The organism is Streptococcus sp. 27098_8_82 (assembly GCF_041431615.1).
GTDB classification, from domain to species: Bacteria; Bacillota; Bacilli; order Lactobacillales; family Streptococcaceae; genus Streptococcus; species Streptococcus sanguinis_K.
Genome location: NZ_JAPVYB010000005.1, coordinates 86,067 through 106,344 on the forward strand (window position 1 = coordinate 86,067; position 20,278 = coordinate 106,344).

Here is a 20,278-nt window from a genome sequence, read left to right on the forward strand (position 1 = left end):
GCCCGGATTCAGTTAGGACACAATACTTGCAAAACTATCCAGCTTTATTATGAATGAGGAGGAAGCCTATGACTTATCATTTTCAAAATCCCAGTGATGCAATCGTCAAGCATTATTTGAAAAACAGCAAAGTGATTGCTGTTGTCGGACTGTCTGACCGCGAAGAAACGACCAGCAACCGCGTGTCCAAGGAGATGCAGGAGCGAGGTTATCGCATTATTCCAGTCAATCCGCGGGCAGCGGGCAGTCAAATTTTTGGTGAGACTGTTTATGCCAGTCTCAAAGATATTCCTTTCCCGGTGGATATTGTCGATGTATACCGTCGCAGTGAGTTTTTGCCAGATGTGGCACTGGATTTTCTGCAGTCGGATGCCAAGATTTTCTGGGCTCAGTTGGGCTTGGAGAGTGAGGAGGCTGAGCAGATTTTGCGGGCAGCCGGTCGGGATGATATTGTCATGGATCGCTGCATTAAGCGCGAGCATACACGCTTGATTCTGGGCGAATAAGATGGCCAAGTTAGTCATCATTCGTGGCAATTCCGGCTCTGGCAAGTCTAGCCTGGCCAGAAAACTGCAGACTCACTACGGCCGAGGAACTCTCCTGATATCGCAGGATACGGTTAGACGGGACATGCTCAAGGAAAAGGTTGAGCCAGGGAATTTGTCTATTGACCTGACAGAGACATTGGCACGCTTCGGTTACGAACATGATTTGCTGGTTCTGGTAGAAGGATTTTATGAGACAGACATTTATGGACAGATGCTAGAACGGTTGAAAAAAATCTTCGCTCCGCGGGTCTTTGCTTACTACTATGACCTATCCTTTGAAGAAACAGTCCGTCGCCATCAGACCAGAGCTAAACAAGAAGAATTTACCCCAGCCGACATGAAGCGCTGGTGGAAAGACAGAGACTTCTTGGGCTGGGAAGAGGAAGCCTTTTTCACAGATGAGGATTCACTAGAGGCAGCCTTTGACAAAATCTGCTCTGCCCTGGACAAGACAGAATATAATAGTAAATAAAAAAACAACTCACAAGCTTAGGACAAGGAGTCCTGTGCCTGTGGGTTGTTTTTATATGAGATTGCGTTTTCTTTTTTCAATTCTTCATAAAAGAGAATGTAAGCAGTCGCTGTATAAGGGAGAACTATAAAATTCAGCAAGCCGTAAGTTAATCTGGCCAATAAATTCCAGCCGATGAAGATCAGATTAAGCATAAAAAGCTTTCCTTTATAGCCTTTCATTAGCTTCCGGCTTTGACGGATAGCATAGAAAGCTCCCTGGTAACTCCCAGCCTCAAGCTGGTCATAGAGGATGAACTCTGCTTGAGCATAAGCATAGTACTGAGGGATGGCAATACCTAAGCCAGTGAATATCAAGAGGGTTCCCAGTAACATACCAGGGGTGTATTGAAGAATCTGCTGGCCTGCAGCACTTTGAGCCGTCACTACTGTATGGGCTGGGATTTTTTCCGAAATAGAGAGGATTTTATAAGCATTAAAGATTGCTAGAAGACTCCCGCAGAACATAGGAATATTCCAAAGAAAAATCAGAAGCTGCTTGAGTAAAACCGTCTTGAAGACAGGTGTGAAAGTCTTGCTCGTAAAAAGCCGGCCAATATCTGAAAAGCCAACGTCATCCTTTGTCTTACGAAGGACCTTCATCATGGTATAGCTAGCAGAAAGCAGTAGCAAAGTCAAGATAAACTGAATTGTTGTCGGGAAAAGATTTTTGCTAATGAGAAGATAGATGGACTGGCTAAAAGTTAGGCTGGGAATGGAATCTCTTAGGTTGTCATTAAGGGAAAGTAAGATGCTGAGGATGCTGACAAGGGTTGGGGCCGCAAACAAAAGAAAAATCCCTCTCGTTTGGCTGCGGACGGTACGAGCCTGAGCTCTGATGTTACTTAGATTCATAATTCCTCCATTTGGATTTGTCTGTTACATTATATCATACCCCGTGACAGATAGAAGTTTTTTTGGTAAAATCATACGGTATCTTGTGAGCCCTTGCTGCTCATTATATAGAAGAAAAATCGCTGGGACTGTTTTTCCCAGCAGGAGGAAACATGTCAACATCACCGATTCAATATCGTTTGATTAAAAAAGAAAAGCATACAGGTGCTCGTTTGGGGGAAATTATCACGCCTCACGGGACTTTCCCGACGCCTATGTTTATGCCGGTTGGGACCCAGGCGACGGTCAAGACCCAGTCACCAGAAGAGCTCAAGCAAATGGGTTCTGGTATCATCTTGTCCAATACTTACCACCTCTGGCTGCGGCCAGGCGATGAGCTGATTGCCCGTGCAGGTGGTCTGCACAAGTTCATGAACTGGGATCAGCCTATTCTGACGGATAGTGGCGGTTTTCAGGTCTATTCTCTAGCTGACAGCCGCAATATCACAGAAGAAGGAGTAACTTTCAAGAACCACCTCAATGGATCTAAGATGTTCCTATCGCCAGAAAAGGCCATTTCCATCCAGAACAATCTGGGCAGTGACATTATGATGTCCTTTGATGAATGCCCGCAGTTCTACCAACCCTATGACTATGTCAAGAAGTCCATTGAGCGGACTAGCCGTTGGGCAGAGCGTGGACTCAAGGCCCACAGCCGTCCACACGACCAAGGACTCTTTGGGATTGTTCAGGGTGCTGGATTTGAAGATTTGCGCCGCCAGTCTGCTCAAGACTTGGTCAGCATGGATTTTCCGGGCTACTCAATTGGAGGACTGGCAGTTGGTGAATCTCACGAAGAGATGAATGCAGTGCTGGACTTTACAACTCCCCTACTGCCTGAAAACAAGCCTCGCTATCTCATGGGAGTTGGAGCGCCAGATAGCTTGATTGATGGGGTTATCCGTGGTGTAGATATGTTTGACTGCGTCCTGCCGACCCGGATTGCCCGAAACGGTACCTGTATGACTAGCGAAGGGCGTCTGGTTGTTAAAAACGCTCAGTTTGAGGAAGATTTCACGCCGCTGGACCATGACTGTGACTGCTACACTTGCAGCAACTATACGAGGGCCTATATCCGCCACTTGCTTAAAGCGGATGAAACCTTTGGCATCCGCCTGACCAGCTATCATAATCTCTACTTCTTGGTAAACCTTATGAAGAAGGTCCGCCAAGCTATCATGGATGACAACTTGCTGGAATTCCGTGAAGACTTTATTGAGCGCTACGGCTACAATAAATCCAGCCGAAATTTCTAAGAGTCTCCATTTGAAAGGAGAAGCCATGTCTGATGAAGAGAAATTGCTGAACAGATTGATGGCTTATCTGTCAGACGACCAAAACCATACCCTGCGTATTTACGGTCATGGTGCTTCGGGGAAGTCAACTTTTGCTCGAAAACTCCAGCTAGCCTTGGGTGAGGAACGAGCCAATCTGTTGGAAACAGATCCTTATGTAATTACTGGAGAGTATCGAGATTTGCTCACTTCTAAAGATTTTCCTCATCAAAAGGTCACAGCCTGCCTCCCAGCTGTTCATGAACTAGGGAGTCTGGAGCGAGATATTTGCGCCTTGCAGTCCGGTCTGGATATTCTGACCATTGGCACAGCTTGGTCGCCTAGCTTGCGTTTATCAGCCCGAGAGCCTATTTTAATAGTAGAAGGTATGTCGGCTGCCTTTTTGCCTGAAAGTTTGTTTGATTTGTCGATTTGCTTTTACACGGATGATCAGACCGAGTTAGAACGCCGCTTAGCAAGAGATGTGGCTGTGCGAGAGCGCAGACCAGAGTGGATAGAGCAGATGCATCTGTCTCGACGAGAGCAATATAGGCACTTTTATCAGCCCTATTTAGCAGCTGCCGGCCTTGTCATCTGTCAGTCAGGCAACAGCTTTCTCATCGAGAAGGACAGCCCCTTACTATAAAATAAAGTAGCCAAGGGTAAATTTTTATTTTTGAACTCACTGATGTACGTCAGTGGGATTTTGTATTTTCTGAATACAAACTCGAATAAATAGGTTAAAAATCTAAATTTTCTTCTCTATAATGATTTACAAGACTTATAAATTATTTAGAAAACTCTTTCATAAAAAATTATCCTAAAAATCTTTAAAAAATTACTCAAATCCCTTGCAATGACTGGTTCTTTGTGTTAAGATACTATGGTGCTGTAAAAATACAGCGTGTAGCTTTGATGCAAGAGGTTGCGACACGCTCGGTTGCATTGCCACGCAATCACCTGTCGGTTTTCTTGTGGAGCTAGCCTATTATCTTAAATAGACGAAAAGGAGAAAAAGATGGCAAACAAAAAAATCCGCATCCGTTTGAAAGCTTACGAACATCGTACACTTGATACAGCGGCTGCAAAAATCGTAGAAACTGCTACTCGTACTGGTGCTGAAGTTGCGGGTCCAATCCCACTTCCAACTGAGCGCAGCCTCTACACAATCATTCGTGCGACTCACAAATATAAAGACTCTCGCGAACAATTTGAAATGCGTACTCACAAACGCTTGATCGACATCATCAACCCAACTCAAAAAACAGTTGACGCTTTGATGAAATTGGATCTTCCAAGTGGTGTGAACGTAGAGATTAAACTTTAATCTAAAGTTTGATCTAAACCAGAGCATGAAAAACGCTCGTTAAAAACTTTTTGAAAAAAATTATAGAAAAGGAAACATTTTCTCATGACAAAAGGAATCTTAGGGAAAAAAGTGGGAATGACTCAAATCTTCACTGAAGCTGGCGAATTAATCCCTGTAACTGTTGTTGAAGCAGCTCCAAACGTTGTTCTTCAAGTTAAAACAGTTGAAACAGATGGTTACAACGCAGTTCAAGTTGGTTTTGATGACCTTCGTGACGTATTGAGCAACAAACCTGCCAAAGGCCATGTAGCGAAAGCTAACACAGCTCCTAAGCGCTTCATTCGTGAATTCAAAAACATTGAAGGCTTGGAAGTAGGAGCAGAAATCACTGTCGATACATTCGAAGCTGGTGATGTTGTTGATGTAACAGGAACTTCAAAAGGTAAAGGTTTCCAAGGTGTTATCAAGCGCCACGGCCAATCTCGTGGCCCAATGGCTCACGGTTCACGTTACCACCGTCGTCCTGGTTCAATGGGACCAGTTGCGCCAAACCGCGTCTTCAAAAACAAACGCTTGGCTGGACGTATGGGCGGCAACCGTGTAACGATTCAAAACCTTGAAATCGTACAGGTTGTTCCAGAGAAGAACGTTATCCTGATTAAAGGTAACGTACCAGGTGCTAAGAAATCTCTTATCACTATCAAGTCAGCAGTTAAAGCTGGTAAATAATAAAGAAAGGGGAAATCAGTCACAATGGCAAACGTAAAATTATTTGACCAAACTGGTAAAGAAGCTGGTGAAGTAGTTCTGAACGATGCGGTCTTTGGTATTGAGCCAAATGAATCAGTTGTCTTTGATGTTATCATAAGCCAACGCGCTAGCCTTCGTCAAGGAACTCACACTGTTAAAAACCGTTCTGCAGTATCAGGCGGCGGACGCAAACCATGGCGTCAAAAAGGAACTGGACGTGCTCGTCAAGGGTCTATCCGCTCTCCACAATGGCGTGGTGGTGGTATCGTATTCGGTCCAACTCCTCGTTCATATGCTTACAAACTTCCACGTAAAGTTCGTAGATTGGCATTGAAATCAGTTTACTCTGAAAAAGTTGCTGAAAACAAATTCGTAGCTGTAGACAGCCTTTCATTTACAGCTCCAAAAACTGCTGAGTTTGCAAAAGTGCTTGCTGCACTGAGCATCGATACGAAAGTTCTTGTTATCCTTGAAGAAGGAAATGAATTCGCTGCACTTTCAGCTCGCAACCTTCCAAACGTGAAAGTTGCAACTGCAACAACTGCAAGCGTTCTGGACATCGTAAACAGCGATAAACTTCTGGTTACTCAGGCAGCTATCTCTAAAATTGAGGAGGTTCTTGCATAATGAATTTGTACGACGTAATCAAAAAACCTGTTATCACTGAAGGCTCAATGGCTCAGTACGAAGCAGGCAAATACGTATTTGAAGTGGACACTCGCGCTCACAAGCTCTTGATCAAGCAAGCTGTTGAAGCTGCTTTTGAAGGAGTTAAGGTTGCTAACGTTAACACTATCAATGTAAAGCCAAAAGCAAAACGCGTTGGACGCTACACTGGTTTTACAAACAAAACTAAAAAAGCTATCGTAACACTGACAGCTGATTCTAAAGCAATCGAGTTGTTCGGTGCAGAAGAAGAATAATCTAAGGAGGAAATATCGTGGGAATTCGTGTTTATAAACCAACAACAAACGGTCGCCGTAATATGACTTCTTTGGATTTCGCTGAAATCACTACCAGCACTCCAGAAAAATCTTTGCTCGTTTCTTTGAAGAGCAAGGCTGGTCGTAATAACAACGGTCGCATCACTGTTCGTCACCAAGGTGGCGGCCACAAGCGTCACTACCGTTTGATTGACTTCAAACGTAATAAAGACGCTGTTGAAGCAGTTGTAAAAACAATCGAGTATGATCCAAATCGTTCAGCAAACATCGCTTTGGTTCACTACACTGACGGTGTGAAGGCTTATATCATCGCTCCTAAAGGTCTTGAAGTTGGTCAACGCATCGTTTCAGGCCCTGAAGCAGATATCAAAGTCGGAAACGCTCTTCCGCTTGCTAACATCCCAGTTGGTACTTTGGTTCACAACATTGAGTTGAAGCCAGGCCGCGGTGGAGAATTGGTTCGTGCTGCAGGAGCTTCTGCTCAAGTATTGGGTCAAGAAGGTAAGTACACTCTTGTTCGTCTTCAATCAGGCGAAGTTCGTATGATTCTTGGTACTTGTCGCGCTACAGTTGGTGTTGTCGGAAACGAACAACATGGACTTGTAAATCTTGGTAAAGCAGGACGTAGCCGTTGGAAAGGTATCCGCCCAACAGTTCGCGGTTCTGTAATGAACCCTAACGATCACCCACACGGTGGTGGTGAAGGTAAAGCACCAGTTGGTCGTAAAGCGCCATCTACTCCATGGGGCAAACCTGCTCTTGGACTTAAAACTCGTAACAAAAAAGCGAAATCTGACAAACTTATCGTTCGTCGTCGCAACGAGAAATAATTTAAAACAATCTATCCGCCAGCTCGGTAGCGCTGCTTAGTCAGCGCAGGCCGCTGTGGTACTTATTTAAAGGAGAAAATATAAAATGGGACGCAGTCTTAAAAAAGGACCTTTCGTCGATGAGCATCTGATGAAGAAAGTTGAAGCTCAAGCTAACGACGAAAAGAAAAAAGTCATCAAAACTTGGTCACGTCGTTCAACGATCTTCCCAAGTTTCATTGGTTACACAATCGCAGTTTATGACGGACGTAAACACGTGCCTGTTTACATCCAGGAAGACATGGTAGGTCACAAGCTTGGTGAATTTGCGCCAACTCGTACTTACAAGGGTCACGCTGCAGACGACAAGAAAACACGTAGAAAATAAGGAGAACATAAATGGCAGAAATTACTTCAGCTAAAGCAATGGCTCGTACAGTGCGTGTTTCACCTCGTAAATCTCGTCTGGTTCTTGACAATATTCGTGGTAAAAACGTCGCTGACGCAATCGCAATCTTGAAATTCACTCCAAACAAAGCTGCTGGCATTATCGAAAAAGTTTTGAACTCTGCAATCGCTAATGCTGAAAACAACTTTGGTTTGGAAAAAGCAAACTTGGTAGTATCTGAAGCTTTCGCAAACGAAGGACCAACTATGAAACGTTTCCGTCCGCGCGCTAAAGGTTCAGCTTCACCAATCAACAAACGCACAAGCCACATCACTGTGGTCGTTGCAGAAAAATAAGGAGGTAACATCGTGGGTCAAAAAGTACATCCAATTGGTATGCGTGTCGGCATCATCCGTGATTGGGATGCCAAATGGTATGCTGAAAAAGAATACGCGGATTACCTTCATGAAGATCTTGCAATCCGTAAATTCGTTCAAAAAGAATTGGCTGACGCAGCGATTTCAACTATTGAAATTGAACGCGCAGTAAACAAAGTAAACGTTTCTCTTCACACTGCTAAGCCAGGTATGGTTATCGGTAAAGGCGGAGCAAACGTTGATGCACTCCGTGCAAAACTCAACAAATTGACTGGAAAACAAGTCCACATCAACATCATCGAAATCAAGCGTCCTGACTTGGATGCGCATCTGGTTGGTGAAGGAATTGCTCGCCAGCTTGAGCAGCGTGTTGCTTTCCGTCGTGCTCAAAAACAAGCTATCCAACGTACAATGCGTGCAGGAGCTAAAGGAATCAAAACTCAAGTATCAGGTCGTTTGAATGGTGCAGATATTGCCCGCAGCGAAGGTTACTCTGAGGGAACTGTTCCGCTTCACACTCTTCGTGCGGATATTGATTACGCTTGGGAAGAAGCTGACACTACTTACGGTAAACTGGGTGTTAAAGTCTGGATCTACCGTGGAGAAGTCCTTCCAGCTCGTAAAAACACTAAAGGAGGTAAATAACCAATGTTAGTACCTAAACGTGTTAAACACCGTCGCGAATTCCGTGGAAAAATGCGCGGTGAAGCTAAAGGCGGAAAAGAAGTAGCATTTGGAGAATACGGTCTTCAAGCAACTACTAGCCACTGGATCACTAACCGCCAAATCGAAGCTGCCCGTATCGCTATGACTCGTTACATGAAGCGTGGTGGTAAAGTTTGGATTAAAATCTTCCCACACAAATCATACACTGCAAAAGCTATCGGTGTACGGATGGGATCTGGTAAAGGTGCTCCAGAAGGTTGGGTTGCGCCAGTTAAGCGTGGCAAAGTAATGTTTGAAGTTGCTGGCGTTTCAGAAGAAATCGCTCGCGAAGCACTTCGCCTTGCAAGCCACAAACTTCCAGTTAAATGTAAATTCGTAAAACGTGAAGCAGAATAAGGAGAAGGCATGAAACTTAATGAAGTAAAAGAATTTGTTAAAGAACTTCGTGGTCTTTCTCAAGAAGAACTCGCGAAGCGTGAAAATGAATTGAAGAAAGAATTGTTTGATCTTCGTTTCCAAGCAGCTGCTGGCCAATTGGAGCAGACAGCTCGCCTGAAAGAAGTGAAAAAACAAATCGCTCGTATCAAAACTGTTCAATCAGAAGTTAAATAATAGACTAGGGAAGGAGAATTTCAATGGAACGCAATAATCGTAAAGTTCTTGTCGGACGCGTTGTTTCTGACAAAATGGACAAAACAATCACAGTTGTAGTTGAAACTAAACGTAACCACCCAGTCTATGGCAAACGTATTAACTACTCTAAGAAGTACAAAGCACATGACGAAAACAATGTTGCCAAAGAAGGCGATATCGTTCGTATCATGGAAACTCGTCCGCTTTCAGCTACAAAACGCTTCCGTCTTGTAGAAGTCGTTGAAGAAGCGGTTATCATCTAATCAAACCAGAAAGGAGAAAACTTAAATGATTCAAACAGAAACTCGTTTGAAAGTTGCCGACAACAGCGGCGCTCGCGAAATCTTGACAATCAAAGTTCTTGGTGGCTCAGGACGTAAGTTCGCTAACATCGGTGATGTAATCGTTGCGTCTGTAAAACAAGCTACTCCTGGTGGTGCGGTTAAGAAAGGTGACGTTGTAAAAGCTGTTATCGTTCGTACTAAATCAGGTGCTCGTCGTAAAGATGGTTCATACATCAAATTTGACGAAAACGCTGCAGTCATCATCCGTGAAGACAAAACTCCTCGCGGAACTCGTATCTTCGGCCCAGTTGCTCGCGAATTGCGTGACGGCGGCTTCATGAAGATCGTATCATTGGCTCCAGAAGTACTTTAATCAAAATTAACAAACACAGTCCCCTGGCAAAAGTCAGGGTGCCCTATGGGCGTAAGAATTAAGAGGAGAAATAAATGTTTGTAAAAAAAGGCGACAAAGTTCGCGTAATTGCTGGTAAAGACAAGGGTGTTGAAGCACTTGTTGTTACAGCTCTTCCAAAAGTAAACAAAGTTGTTGTTGAAGGTGTAAACATCGTTAAGAAACACCAAAAGCCAAATAACGAAAACCCTCAAGGTGCTATCGTGGAAAAAGAAGCGCCAATCCATGTGTCAAACGTTCAAGTGCTTGACAAGAATGGAGTTGCAGGACGTGTTGGCTACAAGTTTGTAGACGGCAAAAAAGTTCGTTACAATAAAAAATCAGGCGAAGTGCTTGACTAATCACGAAGGAAAGGAGAAGTATAATGGCAAATCGTTTAAAAGAAAAATATCTTAAAGAAGTAGTTCCAGCTTTGACTGAAAAGTTCAACTACTCATCTGTTATGGCTGTGCCAAAAGTGGATAAAATCGTTTTGAACATGGGTGTCGGTGACGCTGTATCAAACGCTAAAAACCTTGAAAAAGCTGCTGAAGAATTGGCTCTTATCTCAGGTCAAAAACCACTTATCACTAAAGCTAAAAAATCAATCGCCGGCTTCCGTCTTCGTGAAGGTGTAGCGATCGGTGCTAAAGTAACCCTTCGTGGCGAACGTATGTATGAATTCTTGGATAAATTGGTTTCAGTTTCTCTTCCACGTGTTCGTGACTTCCACGGTGTTCCAACAAAATCTTTTGATGGACGCGGAAACTACACACTTGGTGTGAAAGAACAATTGATCTTCCCAGAAATCAACTTTGATGACGTTGATAAGACTCGCGGTCTTGACATCGTTATCGTAACAACTGCTAACACTGACGAAGAGTCACGCGAATTGCTTACAGGCCTTGGAATGCCTTTTGCAAAATAATATAGGAGGTAAAACAAATGGCTAAAAAATCAATGATTGCTAAGAACAAACGCCCAGCTAAGTTCTCTACGCAAGCTTATACTCGTTGTGAAAAATGTGGCCGTCCACATTCCGTTTACCGCAAGTTTAAACTTTGCCGTGTTTGCTTCCGTGAATTAGCATACAAAGGACAAATCCCTGGCGTTACCAAAGCATCTTGGTAATTCTAGCTTTCAATTCCGTTATGATTCCGCGTTATCGGCTTTTGCCTAACTTTAGTTATGCCTACAAGCCGATGCCTAGACTCACTTAGGAATTGAAACCTAGAAACATATTCTGAGCCCAGCTCAATCATTAACTAGCAAGTGCAGCTTGCAAACTACTAGTAAGAGGAGAAATATAAAATGGTTATGACTGACCCAATTGCAGACTTTCTGACACGTATCCGTAATGCTAACCAAGCAAACCACGAAGTGCTTGAAGTGCCTGCATCAAACATCAAAAAAGGGATCGCTGAAATCCTGAAGCGTGAAGGTTTTGTAAAAAACGTTGAAATCATCGAAGATGACAAACAAGGCATCATCCGTGTATTCCTTAAATACGGACAAAATGGTGAAAAAGTTATCACTGGTTTGAAACGCGTTTCAAAACCAGGTCTGCGTGTTTACAAGAAACGCGAAGATCTTCCAAAAGTTCTGAACGGACTTGGAATTGCTATCCTTTCAACATCTGAAGGTTTGCTGACTGATAAAGAAGCACGCCAAAAGAATGTTGGTGGTGAGGTTATCGCTTACGTTTGGTAATATTTAGTTCCCAATGTCTTTGTGACTCTTCGTTATCGTCTCTTGCCTAACCAAAAGTTATGCCTGCGAGACGATGCCTAGATTCACTTTGAAATTGAAACCTAAATGTTCTTTTAAATCGAGAAATCGATTTAAGCCCCGTGAAAACTGGTCGCTTACGGCCTGACAATCTAACAGGAGAATATATACATGTCACGTATTGGTAATAAAGTTATCGTGTTGCCAGCTGGTGTTGAAATCAGCAACAAAGACAACGTTGTAACTGTAAAAGGACCTAAAGGAGAACTGACTCGTGAGTTCTCAAAAGATATTGAAATCCGTGTGGAAGGAACTGAAGTAACGCTTCACCGTCCAAACGATTCAAAAGAAATGAAAACAATCCACGGAACAACTCGTGCCCTTTTGAACAACATGGTTGTTGGTGTATCAGAAGGATTCAAGAAAGAACTTGAAATGCGTGGGGTTGGTTACCGTGCTCAACTTCAAGGCAAAAAGCTTGTACTTTCAGTTGGTAAATCTCATCCAGACGAAGTAGAAGCTCCAGAAGGCATCACTTTTGAACTTCCAAACCCAACAACTATCGTTGTCAGCGGAATTTCAAAAGAAGTAGTTGGACAAACTGCAGCTTACGTACGTAGCCTGCGTGCTCCAGAGCCATACAAAGGTAAAGGTATCCGCTACGTTGGTGAATTTGTTCGCCGTAAAGAAGGTAAAACTGGTAAATAATCTTGTCTGGCTGATTTTTTCAGCCAAGCAAGCTGTTTTCCAAGGTTGTGCATAAGCACAAGATTAAAATTAAGAGGTGAAAATTGTGATTACGAAACCAGATAAAAATAAAATCCGCCAAAAACGCCACCGTCGCGTTCGCGGAAAACTCTCTGGAACTGCTGATCGCCCACGTTTGAACGTATTCCGTTCTAATACAGGCATCTACGCTCAAGTGATTGATGACGTAGCGGGTGTAACGCTCGCAAGCGCTTCAACTCTTGACAAAGAAGTTTCAAAAGGAACTAAAACAGAACAAGCCGTTGTTGTTGGTAAGCTCGTTGCTGAACGTGCAGTTGCTAAAGGTATTTCTGAAGTCGTCTTCGACCGCGGTGGATATCTCTATCACGGACGTGTAAAAGCTTTGGCTGATGCAGCTCGTGAAAACGGATTGAAATTCTAAGAGGAGGACACTAGAAAATGGCATTTAAAGACAACGCAGTTGAACTTGAAGAACGTTTAGTTGCCATCAACCGTGTTACAAAAGTTGTTAAAGGTGGACGTCGTCTTCGCTTTGCAGCTCTTGTAGTTGTTGGTGATCGCAATGGTCGTGTTGGCTTCGGTACCGGTAAAGCTCAAGAAGTACCAGAAGCAATCCGCAAAGCAGTTGAAGATGCGAAGAAGAATTTGATTGAAGTACCAATGGTTGGCACAACAATTCCTCACGAAGTTCTTTCAGAATTTGGCGGAGCTAAAGTATTGCTTAAACCAGCTGTTGAGGGTTCTGGAGTTGCTGCTGGTGGTGCGGTTCGTGCCGTCATCGAGTTGGCAGGTGTAGCAGATGTTACATCTAAATCTCTTGGCTCTAACACACCAATCAACATCGTTCGCGCAACTGTTGAAGGTTTGAAACAATTAAAACGCGCTGAAGAAGTTGCTGCCCTTCGTGGTATTTCAGTTTCTGACTTGGCATAAGAAAGGGGATAACATGGCTCAAATTAAAATTACTTTGACTAAGTCTCCAATCGGACGCATCCCGTCACAACGTAAAACTGTTGTAGCACTTGGACTTGGCAAATTGAACAGCTCGGTTATCAAAGAAGATAATCCAGCAGTACGCGGTATGATTACTGCAGTATCACATTTGGTAACTGTTGAAGAAGTTAAATAAGCTTTGCTGGTTTAACAACTTTAAATTAAAATACGTTAGGGGATGGGATTTTCTCAGCCCCTAAAACTAAATATATGTATAGGCGAGTTTATATAGGAGACACCTTTTCTCCTATATGAGCGCTAGCATTTTACAAAAGAGGAGAAATAATATAATGAAACTTCATGAATTACAACCTGCTGCAGGTTCTCGTAAAGTCCGCAACCGTGTTGGTCGTGGTACATCATCTGGTAACGGTAAAACATCTGGTCGTGGTCAAAAAGGTCAAAAAGCTCGTAGCGGTGGCGGCGTTCGTCTTGGTTTTGAAGGTGGACAAACTCCATTGTTCCGTCGTCTTCCAAAACGTGGTTTCCTGAACATCAACCGCAAAGAATATGCGATTGTTAACCTTGACCAACTGAACGCCTTTGAAGATGGCGCTGAAGTAACACCAGTTGTTCTCATCGAAGCAGGTATTGTAAAAGCTGAAAAATCAGGTATCAAGATTCTTGGTAACGGAGAATTGACAAAGAAATTGACTGTTAAGGCAGCTAAATTCTCTAAATCAGCTGAAGAAGCTATCACTGCTAAAGGTGGTTCAGTGGAAGTCATCTAAGCGAGGTGACCTATGTTTTTCAAACTATTAAAAGACGCATTTAAAATCAAACAGGTACGGTCTAAGATTCTGTTCACGATTTTTATCATCTTAGTTTTCCGTATCGGTACAACCATAACGGTTCCAGGGATTAATGCCAAAGCCTTAAGCAATTTGAATGATTTGCCATTCCTGAATATGCTGAGCTTGGTCTCTGGTAATGCCATGCGCAACTTCTCTGTCTTTGCACTTGGGGTCAGTCCTTATATCACAGCTTCGATCGTTGTTCAGTTGCTGCAGATGGACTTGCTTCCGAAGTTTGTAGAGTGGGGCAAGCAAGGGGAAGTGGGACGGAGGAAGCTGAATCAAGCGACTCGTTATATCGCCCTAGTTTTGGCCTTTGTGCAGGCAATTGGGATTACCGCTGGTTTTGATACTCTCTCAAGAGCTAATCTGGTTGCCAATCCTAATGTTCAGACCTACGCTTTGATTTGCGTTCTTCTAGCAACTGGTTCAATGATTGTAACTTGGCTGGGTGAGCAGATTACAGACAAGGGTTACGGAAATGGCGTTTCCATGATCATCTTTGCTGGTATCGTTTCCGCTATCCCTGATATGATTAAAGGTATCTATGAAGATTACTTTGTCAATATTCCTAGTGAACGTTTGACTTCATCCTTCATTTTTGTAGGGATTCTGATTGTGGCAGTCCTGCTTATCATTTACTTTACAACCTTTGTACAGCAGGCTGAATATAAAATTCCAATTCAGTATACGAAAGTAGCTAAGGGTGCACCTTCTAGCTCCTATCTGCCACTGAAAGTCAATCCGGCTGGGGTTATTCCAGTAATCTTTGCCAGCTCGATTACAGCTGCACCGGCAGCGATTTTCCAAGTTGTCAGTGCCATGGGCTATGACGCAGATTGGGTTAAGACAGCTCAGTCACTTTTGGCAACAACGACCATTAGTGGTATGTTCATGTACGCCTTCCTGATTGTCCTCTTTACATTCTTCTATACTTTTGTACAGATTAATCCAGAGAAGACAGCAGAAAATCTGCAAAAGAGCGGAGCCTACATTCCAGGTGTTCGTCCGGGTAAAGGAACAGAAGACTACATGTCTAAGCTGTTGCGTCGTTTGGCAACAGTGGGCTCTCTTTTCCTAGGTTTCATCTCTATCCTGCCTATCTTGGCTAAAGATGTATTTGGATTGACAGATGCCGTTGCTCTTGGAGGGACCAGTCTCTTAATCATCATCTCAACTGGTATTGAGGGAATGAAACAGCTAGAAGGCTACCTGCTGAAGAGAAAGTATGTCGGCTTTATGGATACTTCAGAGTAAGGGAACTTTTGAATAGCTTTTCTAATGAGAAGCCTGTTCAGATAACCTTTCTTGAACCGAAAATAAACAAAATAAAAGGGGACAGAGTAGACTCACCCCCTTCTATTTTGTTTTTAAACGAGTTTATTAATCGGTTTAATAGATTGCTTTAAAAACAAAAAAGGAGACCAATCATGAATCTTTTGATTATGGGCTTACCAGGTGCTGGTAAAGGAACTCAAGCTGCTAAAATCGTTGAGCGCTTCAATGTTGCACATATTTCAACTGGAGATATGTTCCGTGCGGCGATTGCTAACCAAACAGAGATGGGCGTTTTAGCCAAGTCCTATATTGACAAGGGCGAGTTGGTGCCAGATGAAGTCACAAACGGAATCGTTAAAGAACGCCTTTCACAGGACGACATCAAAGAAACAGGTTTCTTGTTGGATGGTTACCCACGTACGATTGAACAAGCACATGCCTTGGACCAAACTCTGACAGAGCTTGATTTGGCTTTGGATGGCGTTATCAATATCGAAGTAGATCCTAATTGTTTACTGGAGCGTTTGAGCGGTCGGATTATCCATCGTGAAACAGGTGAAACCTTCCACAAGGTCTTCAATCCGCCAGCAGACTACAAGGAAGAGGATTATTACCAGCGTGAAGATGACAAGCCTGAGACAGTTAAACGTCGTTTGGATGTCAATATCGCTCAGGGTCAGCCGATTATTGATCACTATCGCAGCAAAGGTCTGGTCCATGATATTCAAGGAAATCAAGATATTAATGATGTCTTCTCAGCTATCGAAAAAGTCTTGACAAATTTGAAATAAAAGCGTTTTTCCTGCTTGCAATATTTGACAAGTAGTGATACAATGAATTAGTCTGACTTATAATTGTTACCTCTGTGCTCAGAGGGATCAAATCGAAATTTATGGAGGTACTTTTGCGTGGCAAAAGACGATGTGATTGAGGTTGAAGGCAAGGTAGTTGATACAATGCCTAATGCAATGTTTACGGTTGAACTTGAAAATGGACATCAGATTTTAGCAACAGTTTCTGGTAAAATTCGTAAAAACTATATTCGTATTTTAGCGGGAGACCGTGTGACTGTAGAAATGAGTCCTTATGATTTGACACGTGGACGGATCACATACCGCTTTAAATAATCGAAAAACTTGGAGGGAAAAAATGAAAGTAAGACCATCGGTCAAACCAATTTGCGAATACTGTAAAGTTATTCGTCGTAATGGTCGTGTTATGGTAATTTGCCCAGCAAATCCAAAACACAAACAACGTCAAGGATAAGATAGAAAGGAGAAAAAATGGCTCGTATTGCTGGAGTTGACATTCCAAATGACAAACGTGTAGTCGTTTCACTGACTTATGTGTACGGTATCGGACTTCCAACTTCTAAGAAAATCTTGGCAGCTGCTGGAGTTTCAGAAGACATCCGTGTAAAAGATCTTACAATCGAACAAGAAGATGCTATCCGTCGTGAAGTAGATGCGATTAAAGTTGAAGGTGACCTTCGTCGTGAAGTAAACTTGAACATCAAACGTTTGATGGAAATCGGTTCATACCGTGGAATCCGTCACCGTCGTGGACTTCCTGTCCGTGGACAAAACACTAAAAATAACGCCCGCACTCGTAAAGGTAAAGCTGTTGCGATTGCAGGTAAGAAAAAATAATATAAGGAGGTAAAAAGTCTTGGCTAAACCAACACGTAAACGTCGTGTGAAGAAAAATATCGAATCCGGTATTGCTCATATTCACGCTACATTTAATAACACTATTGTTATGATTACTGATGTGCATGGTAACGCGATTGCTTGGTCATCTGCTGGAGCTCTTGGATTTAAAGGTTCTCGTAAATCTACACCATTTGCTGCCCAAATGGCATCTGAAGCAGCTGCTAAATCTGCACAGGAACACGGTCTGAAATCAGTTGAAGTTACTGTAAAAGGTCCAGGTTCTGGTCGTGAGTCTGCTATTCGTGCTCTTGCTGCCGCTGGTCTTGAAGTAACAGCTATTCGTGATGTGACTCCTGTACCACACAATGGTGCTCGTCCTCCAAAACGTCGCCGTGTATAATCACCAACCGTTACACTGCTTTTCGTTTAAGAGGGAGTATAGCAAATGATTGAGTTTGAAAAACCAAATATAACAAAAATTGATGAAAATAAAGACTATGGCAAGTTTGTAGTAGAGCCGCTTGAGCGTGGTTATGGTACAACACTGGGAAATTCTCTTCGCCGTGTGCTTTTGGCTTCACTTCCAGGTGCTGCTGTTACTTCAATTAATATTGAAGGTGTGCTACACGAGTTTGATACAATTTCTGGTGTCCGTGAAGACGTGATGCAAATTATTCTGAACGTCAAAGGGATTGCTGTAAAATCTTACGTCCAAGACGAAAAGATTATTGAACTGGATGTTGAAGGACCAGCAGAAGTAACTGCCGGAGACATTTTAACAGACAGTGATATTGAAATTATAAACCCTGATCATTATCTCTTTACAATCGGAGAAGGTGCAAGCTTTAAGGCAACGATGACTGTCAATAGCGGTCGTGGTTATGTGCCTGCAGATGAAAATAAGAAAGATGATGCACCAGTGGGAACACTTGCGGTGGATTCTATCTATACGCCTGTGACAAAAGTTAATTACCAGGTTGAGCCAGCTCGTGTTGGTAGCAACGATGGTTTTGACAAACTAACCCTTGAAATTTTAACGAATGGAACAATTATTCCAGAAGATGCTTTGGGACTTTCAGCCCGCATCCTTACGGAACATTTGAATCTCTTCACTAATCTGACAGAAGTAGCTATCGCTGCAGACGTTATGAAGGAAGCAGAAAAGACTTCTGATGACCGCATTTTGGAACGGACCATAGAAGAATTAGATTTGTCAGTTCGCTCATACAACTGTTTGAAGCGTGCAGGTATCAATACTGTATTTGATTTGACAGAGAAATCTGAGCCTGAAATGATGAAAGTTCGTAACTTGGGACGCAAGAGTCTGGAAGAAGTAAAAGTTAAACTTGCTGATCTCGGTCTGGGGTTAAAAAACGATAAATAAAGGAGGAATACATGGCTTACCGTAAACTAGGACGCACTAGCTCACAACGTAAAGCAATGCTTCGCGATTTGACTACTGATTTGCTGATCAACGAATCAATCGTGACAACTGAAGCTCGTGCTAAAGAAATCCGTAAAACAGTTGAAAAAATGATTACATTGGGCAAACGTGGAGACTTGCACGCTCGTCGTCAAGCTGCAGCTTTTGTACGCAATGAAATCGCATCAGAAAACTATGATGAAGCAACAGAAAAGTATACTACAACTACTGCTCTTCAAAAATTGTTCTCTGAGATTGCACCACGCTATGCAGAGCGCAACGGTGGATATACTCGTATCCTGAAAACTGAACCGCGCCGCGGAGATGCTGCGCCAATGGCAATCATCGAATTAGTATAAGATCATCAATCTTTGTTGAGTGTTATGATGATGGAATAGAAGCTCTATTCTTAGTCTAGCTCTGGTCTACCGCTAGGATTTTTTCCTAGCGGGAACACTCATCATATAGGTGATAATAGGTAGACGCTTGTTTACGAAATTGCTTTTAAGGCAAAAACAATTTCGTAAGCAGGCGTTTTTGCATGAGGCTAGGAAAATACCTTAAATTTTGTTATAATACTCTAACACTATCAAAAATTTATAGGAAATGAAAATGACTGATTCAATCCAAATTTTAAAAGAACGCTATTTAAAGAATATCAAAGAAAATCCAACTGTCTACATTGGCATTGAGTTAGAATTTCCTATTGTCAATAGCCAGGGCGGAGCAACGGATCCAAATGTTGCCAAGAATCTCTTGAAGCGTCTGTTGGAAGAGTATGATTTTGAGGCAGAACGATTTGATAGAGACGGGAACCCCATCCAACTGAAATCGACTAAAAATGAAGACAGAATTCTTTTTGAGGTCTCTTACAATACTTTAGAATTTGCTTTTGCCAAGGCTAGCAGAATTCAAGAAGTTGAAGAACGTTTTAAGGACTATCTGAACATTATTCAGCCAATTCTTCGCACAGAAAACCATGAAATTCAAGGTAAAGGTATTCATCCTTTCTGGTCAGAAAATGATAATAGTCCAGTTAAGTATCCAAGATATGAAATGCTGATGCAGTATTTAGCTATGGGAAAGAACATGGAAGGTTTGCACAATTATCCAGAATATGGTGCTTTTATCTGTGGGAGTCAAGTTCAGCTGGATGTTTCAAGAGAAAATTATTTAACTGTTATCAATGTCTTCAATCAAATTGAAGCTGCTAAGGCATACCTTTTTGCCAATTCAGAGTTTTCAGATTCTTCTTGGAATACAAAAATCGCTCGAGATATTTTCTGGGAGCAATCGATGCATGGCATTTTACAGGAAAATGCGGGTGTTAATTCGAAAGATTTTCAAACTGAAGATGAATTTTTTGCATATCTTGATAGATCAGCACTTTTTACTGCCGAACGAAATGGTCAATCCTACTATTTCTATCCGATAGCTGCTAATGAATACTTGAGCCAGAAAACTATTGAGGCTTATGACCTTTCAGGCGAAAAAACAAACTTGACTCCAAGGGAAGCAGACTTCAAGAATCACAGAAGTTACCAGTATCAAGATTTGACGACACGGGGGACAGTAGAGTTTCGGAGTGTCTGTACCCAACCTTTTGATAAAACCTTTTCTTCTGCTGCTTTTCATCTTGGTATTTTAGAAAATCTGGAAAATGTAAAAACCTATTTACAAGATGCTACCTTCTTTCAACAGGAAGGTCGGGATTACAAAGCTTTAAGAAGAAGGTTCTCTAAAAAAGAGTTGACCGCAAGTGAAACAAAGCATATTTATGAGCTCACAAAGACTTTGCTTCAGCTGGCGAGAGCTGGTTTAATAGCACGTCAACTAGGTGAGGAAGCTTATCTTCCCTCTCTTTAGTAGAGGCTGGCCTATGATGAATAAAAAATTCTAGAAAA

The 20,278-nt window shown here is 42.5% G+C and carries 35 protein-coding genes; 34 read left to right on the forward strand and 1 reads right to left on the reverse strand.

Features of this window, described 5'->3' with window-relative positions; genetic code table 11:
* The first annotated feature begins 68 nt into the window (after positions 1–68).
* A complete protein-coding gene (locus tag O3627_RS08960) occupies positions 69–506 on the forward strand; it encodes a CoA-binding protein (protein ID WP_125383028.1) in 438 nt (145 codons plus the stop codon).
* Between the two features lies 1 nt (position 507).
* A complete protein-coding gene (locus O3627_RS08965) occupies positions 508–1,020 on the forward strand; it encodes a kinase (RefSeq protein ID WP_125383027.1) in 513 nt (170 codons plus the stop codon).
* Between the two features lie 17 nt (positions 1,021–1,037).
* Here the strand turns inward: O3627_RS08965 and O3627_RS08970 are convergent, their stop codons facing one another.
* Positions 1,038–1,913 (reverse strand): DUF975 family protein, encoded by an 876-nt coding sequence (locus tag O3627_RS08970; protein WP_125383025.1) that lies wholly within the window; start codon positions 1,911–1,913, stop codon positions 1,038–1,040.
* Positions 1,914–2,065: 152 nt separating this feature from the next.
* Between O3627_RS08970 and tgt the strand changes: the two genes are divergently transcribed.
* From tgt to O3627_RS09130, 32 genes are all read left to right on the forward strand, one after another.
* Positions 2,066–3,208: a tRNA guanosine(34) transglycosylase Tgt gene (tgt, locus tag O3627_RS08975; protein ID WP_125383024.1), complete on the forward strand. Its 1,143-nt coding sequence runs from the start codon at positions 2,066–2,068 to the stop codon at positions 3,206–3,208.
* A gap of 25 nt (positions 3,209–3,233) precedes the next feature.
* Positions 3,234–3,872, forward strand: a complete 639-nt coding sequence (locus O3627_RS08980; RefSeq protein WP_125383022.1) for a uridine kinase — start codon at positions 3,234–3,236, stop codon at positions 3,870–3,872.
* A gap of 372 nt (positions 3,873–4,244) precedes the next feature.
* Entirely contained in the window at positions 4,245–4,553 is a 309-nt protein-coding gene (rpsJ, locus tag O3627_RS08985; RefSeq protein ID WP_002894478.1) for a 30S ribosomal protein S10, read from the forward strand.
* Positions 4,554–4,637: 84 nt separating this feature from the next.
* Positions 4,638–5,264 (forward strand): 50S ribosomal protein L3, encoded by a 627-nt coding sequence (rplC, locus tag O3627_RS08990; protein ID WP_002894479.1) that lies wholly within the window; start codon positions 4,638–4,640, stop codon positions 5,262–5,264.
* 24 nt (positions 5,265–5,288) lie between these two features.
* On the forward strand, positions 5,289–5,912 hold the full coding sequence (gene rplD, locus O3627_RS08995) for a 50S ribosomal protein L4 (protein WP_125383021.1): 624 nt from the start codon (positions 5,289–5,291) through the stop codon (positions 5,910–5,912).
* Positions 5,912–6,208 carry a 50S ribosomal protein L23 gene (locus O3627_RS09000; protein WP_002894481.1) on the forward strand — a complete coding sequence of 99 codons (297 nt, stop codon included), beginning with the start codon at positions 5,912–5,914 and terminating at the stop codon, positions 6,206–6,208. Before rplD ends, O3627_RS09000 begins: the two co-directional genes overlap by 1 nt.
* A 17-nt stretch (positions 6,209–6,225) precedes the next feature.
* Complete coding sequence (gene rplB, locus O3627_RS09005; protein ID WP_002894482.1) at positions 6,226–7,059, forward strand: 50S ribosomal protein L2; 834 nt, start codon at positions 6,226–6,228, stop codon at positions 7,057–7,059.
* Positions 7,060–7,144: 85 nt separating this feature from the next.
* Positions 7,145–7,426: a 30S ribosomal protein S19 gene (rpsS, locus tag O3627_RS09010; protein WP_000533766.1), complete on the forward strand. Its 282-nt coding sequence runs from the start codon at positions 7,145–7,147 to the stop codon at positions 7,424–7,426.
* 11 nt (positions 7,427–7,437) lie between these two features.
* Positions 7,438–7,782 carry a 50S ribosomal protein L22 gene (rplV, locus tag O3627_RS09015; RefSeq protein WP_002894484.1) on the forward strand — a complete coding sequence of 115 codons (345 nt, stop codon included), beginning with the start codon at positions 7,438–7,440 and terminating at the stop codon, positions 7,780–7,782.
* A gap of 12 nt (positions 7,783–7,794) precedes the next feature.
* The gene (gene rpsC, locus O3627_RS09020; RefSeq protein WP_002894486.1) at positions 7,795–8,448 is read left to right on the forward strand and encodes a 30S ribosomal protein S3; all 654 of its coding nucleotides are present in this window, start codon (positions 7,795–7,797) and stop codon (positions 8,446–8,448) included.
* A 3-nt stretch (positions 8,449–8,451) separates the two neighbouring features.
* Positions 8,452–8,865, forward strand: a complete 414-nt coding sequence (gene rplP / locus O3627_RS09025; RefSeq protein WP_000960948.1) for a 50S ribosomal protein L16 — start codon at positions 8,452–8,454, stop codon at positions 8,863–8,865.
* Positions 8,866–8,874: 9 nt separating this feature from the next.
* The gene (gene rpmC, locus O3627_RS09030; protein ID WP_002894488.1) at positions 8,875–9,081 is read left to right on the forward strand and encodes a 50S ribosomal protein L29; all 207 of its coding nucleotides are present in this window, start codon (positions 8,875–8,877) and stop codon (positions 9,079–9,081) included.
* Positions 9,082–9,104: 23 nt separating this feature from the next.
* Complete coding sequence (gene rpsQ, locus O3627_RS09035) at positions 9,105–9,365, forward strand: 30S ribosomal protein S17 (protein ID WP_000440801.1); 261 nt, start codon at positions 9,105–9,107, stop codon at positions 9,363–9,365.
* A gap of 25 nt (positions 9,366–9,390) precedes the next feature.
* Entirely contained in the window at positions 9,391–9,759 is a 369-nt protein-coding gene (rplN, locus tag O3627_RS09040) for a 50S ribosomal protein L14 (protein ID WP_002894494.1), read from the forward strand.
* A gap of 74 nt (positions 9,760–9,833) precedes the next feature.
* Complete coding sequence (gene rplX / locus O3627_RS09045; RefSeq protein ID WP_002894497.1) at positions 9,834–10,139, forward strand: 50S ribosomal protein L24; 306 nt, start codon at positions 9,834–9,836, stop codon at positions 10,137–10,139.
* A gap of 23 nt (positions 10,140–10,162) precedes the next feature.
* Positions 10,163–10,705 carry a 50S ribosomal protein L5 gene (rplE, locus tag O3627_RS09050; RefSeq protein ID WP_002894499.1) on the forward strand — a complete coding sequence of 181 codons (543 nt, stop codon included), beginning with the start codon at positions 10,163–10,165 and terminating at the stop codon, positions 10,703–10,705.
* A gap of 17 nt (positions 10,706–10,722) precedes the next feature.
* The gene (locus O3627_RS09055) at positions 10,723–10,908 is read left to right on the forward strand and encodes a type Z 30S ribosomal protein S14 (protein ID WP_001085697.1); all 186 of its coding nucleotides are present in this window, start codon (positions 10,723–10,725) and stop codon (positions 10,906–10,908) included.
* Positions 10,909–11,088: 180 nt separating this feature from the next.
* Positions 11,089–11,487: a 30S ribosomal protein S8 gene (rpsH, locus tag O3627_RS09060; RefSeq protein WP_002899666.1), complete on the forward strand. Its 399-nt coding sequence runs from the start codon at positions 11,089–11,091 to the stop codon at positions 11,485–11,487.
* A gap of 189 nt (positions 11,488–11,676) precedes the next feature.
* Positions 11,677–12,213 carry a 50S ribosomal protein L6 gene (rplF, locus tag O3627_RS09065; protein WP_002894503.1) on the forward strand — a complete coding sequence of 179 codons (537 nt, stop codon included), beginning with the start codon at positions 11,677–11,679 and terminating at the stop codon, positions 12,211–12,213.
* An 85-nt stretch (positions 12,214–12,298) separates the two neighbouring features.
* Positions 12,299–12,655 (forward strand): 50S ribosomal protein L18, encoded by a 357-nt coding sequence (rplR, locus tag O3627_RS09070; RefSeq protein ID WP_009659213.1) that lies wholly within the window; start codon positions 12,299–12,301, stop codon positions 12,653–12,655.
* A gap of 17 nt (positions 12,656–12,672) precedes the next feature.
* Positions 12,673–13,167 carry a 30S ribosomal protein S5 gene (gene rpsE, locus O3627_RS09075; protein ID WP_002894506.1) on the forward strand — a complete coding sequence of 165 codons (495 nt, stop codon included), beginning with the start codon at positions 12,673–12,675 and terminating at the stop codon, positions 13,165–13,167.
* A gap of 13 nt (positions 13,168–13,180) precedes the next feature.
* Positions 13,181–13,363: a 50S ribosomal protein L30 gene (gene rpmD / locus O3627_RS09080; protein ID WP_002894509.1), complete on the forward strand. Its 183-nt coding sequence runs from the start codon at positions 13,181–13,183 to the stop codon at positions 13,361–13,363.
* A 154-nt stretch (positions 13,364–13,517) separates the two neighbouring features.
* On the forward strand, positions 13,518–13,958 hold the full coding sequence (rplO, locus tag O3627_RS09085) for a 50S ribosomal protein L15 (protein WP_002901833.1): 441 nt from the start codon (positions 13,518–13,520) through the stop codon (positions 13,956–13,958).
* Positions 13,959–13,970: 12 nt separating this feature from the next.
* On the forward strand, positions 13,971–15,278 hold the full coding sequence (gene secY / locus O3627_RS09090; protein WP_002905788.1) for a preprotein translocase subunit SecY: 1,308 nt from the start codon (positions 13,971–13,973) through the stop codon (positions 15,276–15,278).
* Positions 15,279–15,451: 173 nt separating this feature from the next.
* The gene (locus O3627_RS09095) at positions 15,452–16,090 is read left to right on the forward strand and encodes an adenylate kinase (protein WP_002907492.1); all 639 of its coding nucleotides are present in this window, start codon (positions 15,452–15,454) and stop codon (positions 16,088–16,090) included.
* 117 nt (positions 16,091–16,207) lie between these two features.
* A complete protein-coding gene (gene infA / locus O3627_RS09100) occupies positions 16,208–16,426 on the forward strand; it encodes a translation initiation factor IF-1 (protein ID WP_001029883.1) in 219 nt (72 codons plus the stop codon).
* Between the two features lie 22 nt (positions 16,427–16,448).
* Positions 16,449–16,565 (forward strand): 50S ribosomal protein L36, encoded by a 117-nt coding sequence (rpmJ, locus tag O3627_RS09105; RefSeq protein WP_001808836.1) that lies wholly within the window; start codon positions 16,449–16,451, stop codon positions 16,563–16,565.
* Positions 16,566–16,582: 17 nt separating this feature from the next.
* Positions 16,583–16,948, forward strand: a complete 366-nt coding sequence (gene rpsM, locus O3627_RS09110; RefSeq protein ID WP_002894516.1) for a 30S ribosomal protein S13 — start codon at positions 16,583–16,585, stop codon at positions 16,946–16,948.
* A 19-nt stretch (positions 16,949–16,967) separates the two neighbouring features.
* The gene (rpsK, locus tag O3627_RS09115) at positions 16,968–17,351 is read left to right on the forward strand and encodes a 30S ribosomal protein S11 (RefSeq protein ID WP_001118385.1); all 384 of its coding nucleotides are present in this window, start codon (positions 16,968–16,970) and stop codon (positions 17,349–17,351) included.
* Positions 17,352–17,396: 45 nt separating this feature from the next.
* A complete protein-coding gene (locus O3627_RS09120) occupies positions 17,397–18,335 on the forward strand; it encodes a DNA-directed RNA polymerase subunit alpha (RefSeq protein WP_002894519.1) in 939 nt (312 codons plus the stop codon).
* 11 nt (positions 18,336–18,346) lie between these two features.
* Positions 18,347–18,733 carry a 50S ribosomal protein L17 gene (rplQ, locus tag O3627_RS09125; protein WP_002894521.1) on the forward strand — a complete coding sequence of 129 codons (387 nt, stop codon included), beginning with the start codon at positions 18,347–18,349 and terminating at the stop codon, positions 18,731–18,733.
* A 247-nt stretch (positions 18,734–18,980) separates the two neighbouring features.
* The gene (locus tag O3627_RS09130) at positions 18,981–20,240 is read left to right on the forward strand and encodes a gamma-glutamylcysteine synthetase (protein WP_125353373.1); all 1,260 of its coding nucleotides are present in this window, start codon (positions 18,981–18,983) and stop codon (positions 20,238–20,240) included.
* The last annotated feature ends 38 nt before the right edge of the window (positions 20,241–20,278 follow it).

Coding starts and splice junctions, on each gene's coding strand:
- O3627_RS08960 (WP_125383028.1), top strand. CDS start 69: ATGACTTATCATTTTCAAAATCCCAGTGATGCAATCGTCAAGCATTAT.
- O3627_RS08965 (WP_125383027.1), top strand. CDS start 508: ATGGCCAAGTTAGTCATCATTCGTGGCAATTCCGGCTCTGGCAAGTCT.
- O3627_RS08970 (WP_125383025.1), bottom strand. CDS start 1,913: ATGAATCTAAGTAACATCAGAGCTCAGGCTCGTACCGTCCGCAGCCAA.
- tgt (WP_125383024.1), top strand. CDS start 2,066: ATGTCAACATCACCGATTCAATATCGTTTGATTAAAAAAGAAAAGCAT.
- O3627_RS08980 (WP_125383022.1), top strand. CDS start 3,234: ATGTCTGATGAAGAGAAATTGCTGAACAGATTGATGGCTTATCTGTCA.
- rpsJ (WP_002894478.1), top strand. CDS start 4,245: ATGGCAAACAAAAAAATCCGCATCCGTTTGAAAGCTTACGAACATCGT.
- rplC (WP_002894479.1), top strand. CDS start 4,638: ATGACAAAAGGAATCTTAGGGAAAAAAGTGGGAATGACTCAAATCTTC.
- rplD (WP_125383021.1), top strand. CDS start 5,289: ATGGCAAACGTAAAATTATTTGACCAAACTGGTAAAGAAGCTGGTGAA.
- O3627_RS09000 (WP_002894481.1), top strand. CDS start 5,912: ATGAATTTGTACGACGTAATCAAAAAACCTGTTATCACTGAAGGCTCA.
- rpsS (WP_000533766.1), top strand. CDS start 7,145: ATGGGACGCAGTCTTAAAAAAGGACCTTTCGTCGATGAGCATCTGATG.
- rplV (WP_002894484.1), top strand. CDS start 7,438: ATGGCAGAAATTACTTCAGCTAAAGCAATGGCTCGTACAGTGCGTGTT.
- rplP (WP_000960948.1), top strand. CDS start 8,452: ATGTTAGTACCTAAACGTGTTAAACACCGTCGCGAATTCCGTGGAAAA.
- rpmC (WP_002894488.1), top strand. CDS start 8,875: ATGAAACTTAATGAAGTAAAAGAATTTGTTAAAGAACTTCGTGGTCTT.
- rpsQ (WP_000440801.1), top strand. CDS start 9,105: ATGGAACGCAATAATCGTAAAGTTCTTGTCGGACGCGTTGTTTCTGAC.
- rplN (WP_002894494.1), top strand. CDS start 9,391: ATGATTCAAACAGAAACTCGTTTGAAAGTTGCCGACAACAGCGGCGCT.
- rplX (WP_002894497.1), top strand. CDS start 9,834: ATGTTTGTAAAAAAAGGCGACAAAGTTCGCGTAATTGCTGGTAAAGAC.
- rplE (WP_002894499.1), top strand. CDS start 10,163: ATGGCAAATCGTTTAAAAGAAAAATATCTTAAAGAAGTAGTTCCAGCT.
- O3627_RS09055 (WP_001085697.1), top strand. CDS start 10,723: ATGGCTAAAAAATCAATGATTGCTAAGAACAAACGCCCAGCTAAGTTC.
- rpsH (WP_002899666.1), top strand. CDS start 11,089: ATGGTTATGACTGACCCAATTGCAGACTTTCTGACACGTATCCGTAAT.
- rplF (WP_002894503.1), top strand. CDS start 11,677: ATGTCACGTATTGGTAATAAAGTTATCGTGTTGCCAGCTGGTGTTGAA.
- rpsE (WP_002894506.1), top strand. CDS start 12,673: ATGGCATTTAAAGACAACGCAGTTGAACTTGAAGAACGTTTAGTTGCC.
- rpmD (WP_002894509.1), top strand. CDS start 13,181: ATGGCTCAAATTAAAATTACTTTGACTAAGTCTCCAATCGGACGCATC.
- rplO (WP_002901833.1), top strand. CDS start 13,518: ATGAAACTTCATGAATTACAACCTGCTGCAGGTTCTCGTAAAGTCCGC.
- secY (WP_002905788.1), top strand. CDS start 13,971: ATGTTTTTCAAACTATTAAAAGACGCATTTAAAATCAAACAGGTACGG.
- O3627_RS09095 (WP_002907492.1), top strand. CDS start 15,452: ATGAATCTTTTGATTATGGGCTTACCAGGTGCTGGTAAAGGAACTCAA.
- rpmJ (WP_001808836.1), top strand. CDS start 16,449: ATGAAAGTAAGACCATCGGTCAAACCAATTTGCGAATACTGTAAAGTT.
- rpsM (WP_002894516.1), top strand. CDS start 16,583: ATGGCTCGTATTGCTGGAGTTGACATTCCAAATGACAAACGTGTAGTC.
- O3627_RS09120 (WP_002894519.1), top strand. CDS start 17,397: ATGATTGAGTTTGAAAAACCAAATATAACAAAAATTGATGAAAATAAA.
- rplQ (WP_002894521.1), top strand. CDS start 18,347: ATGGCTTACCGTAAACTAGGACGCACTAGCTCACAACGTAAAGCAATG.
- O3627_RS09130 (WP_125353373.1), top strand. CDS start 18,981: ATGAAAATGACTGATTCAATCCAAATTTTAAAAGAACGCTATTTAAAG.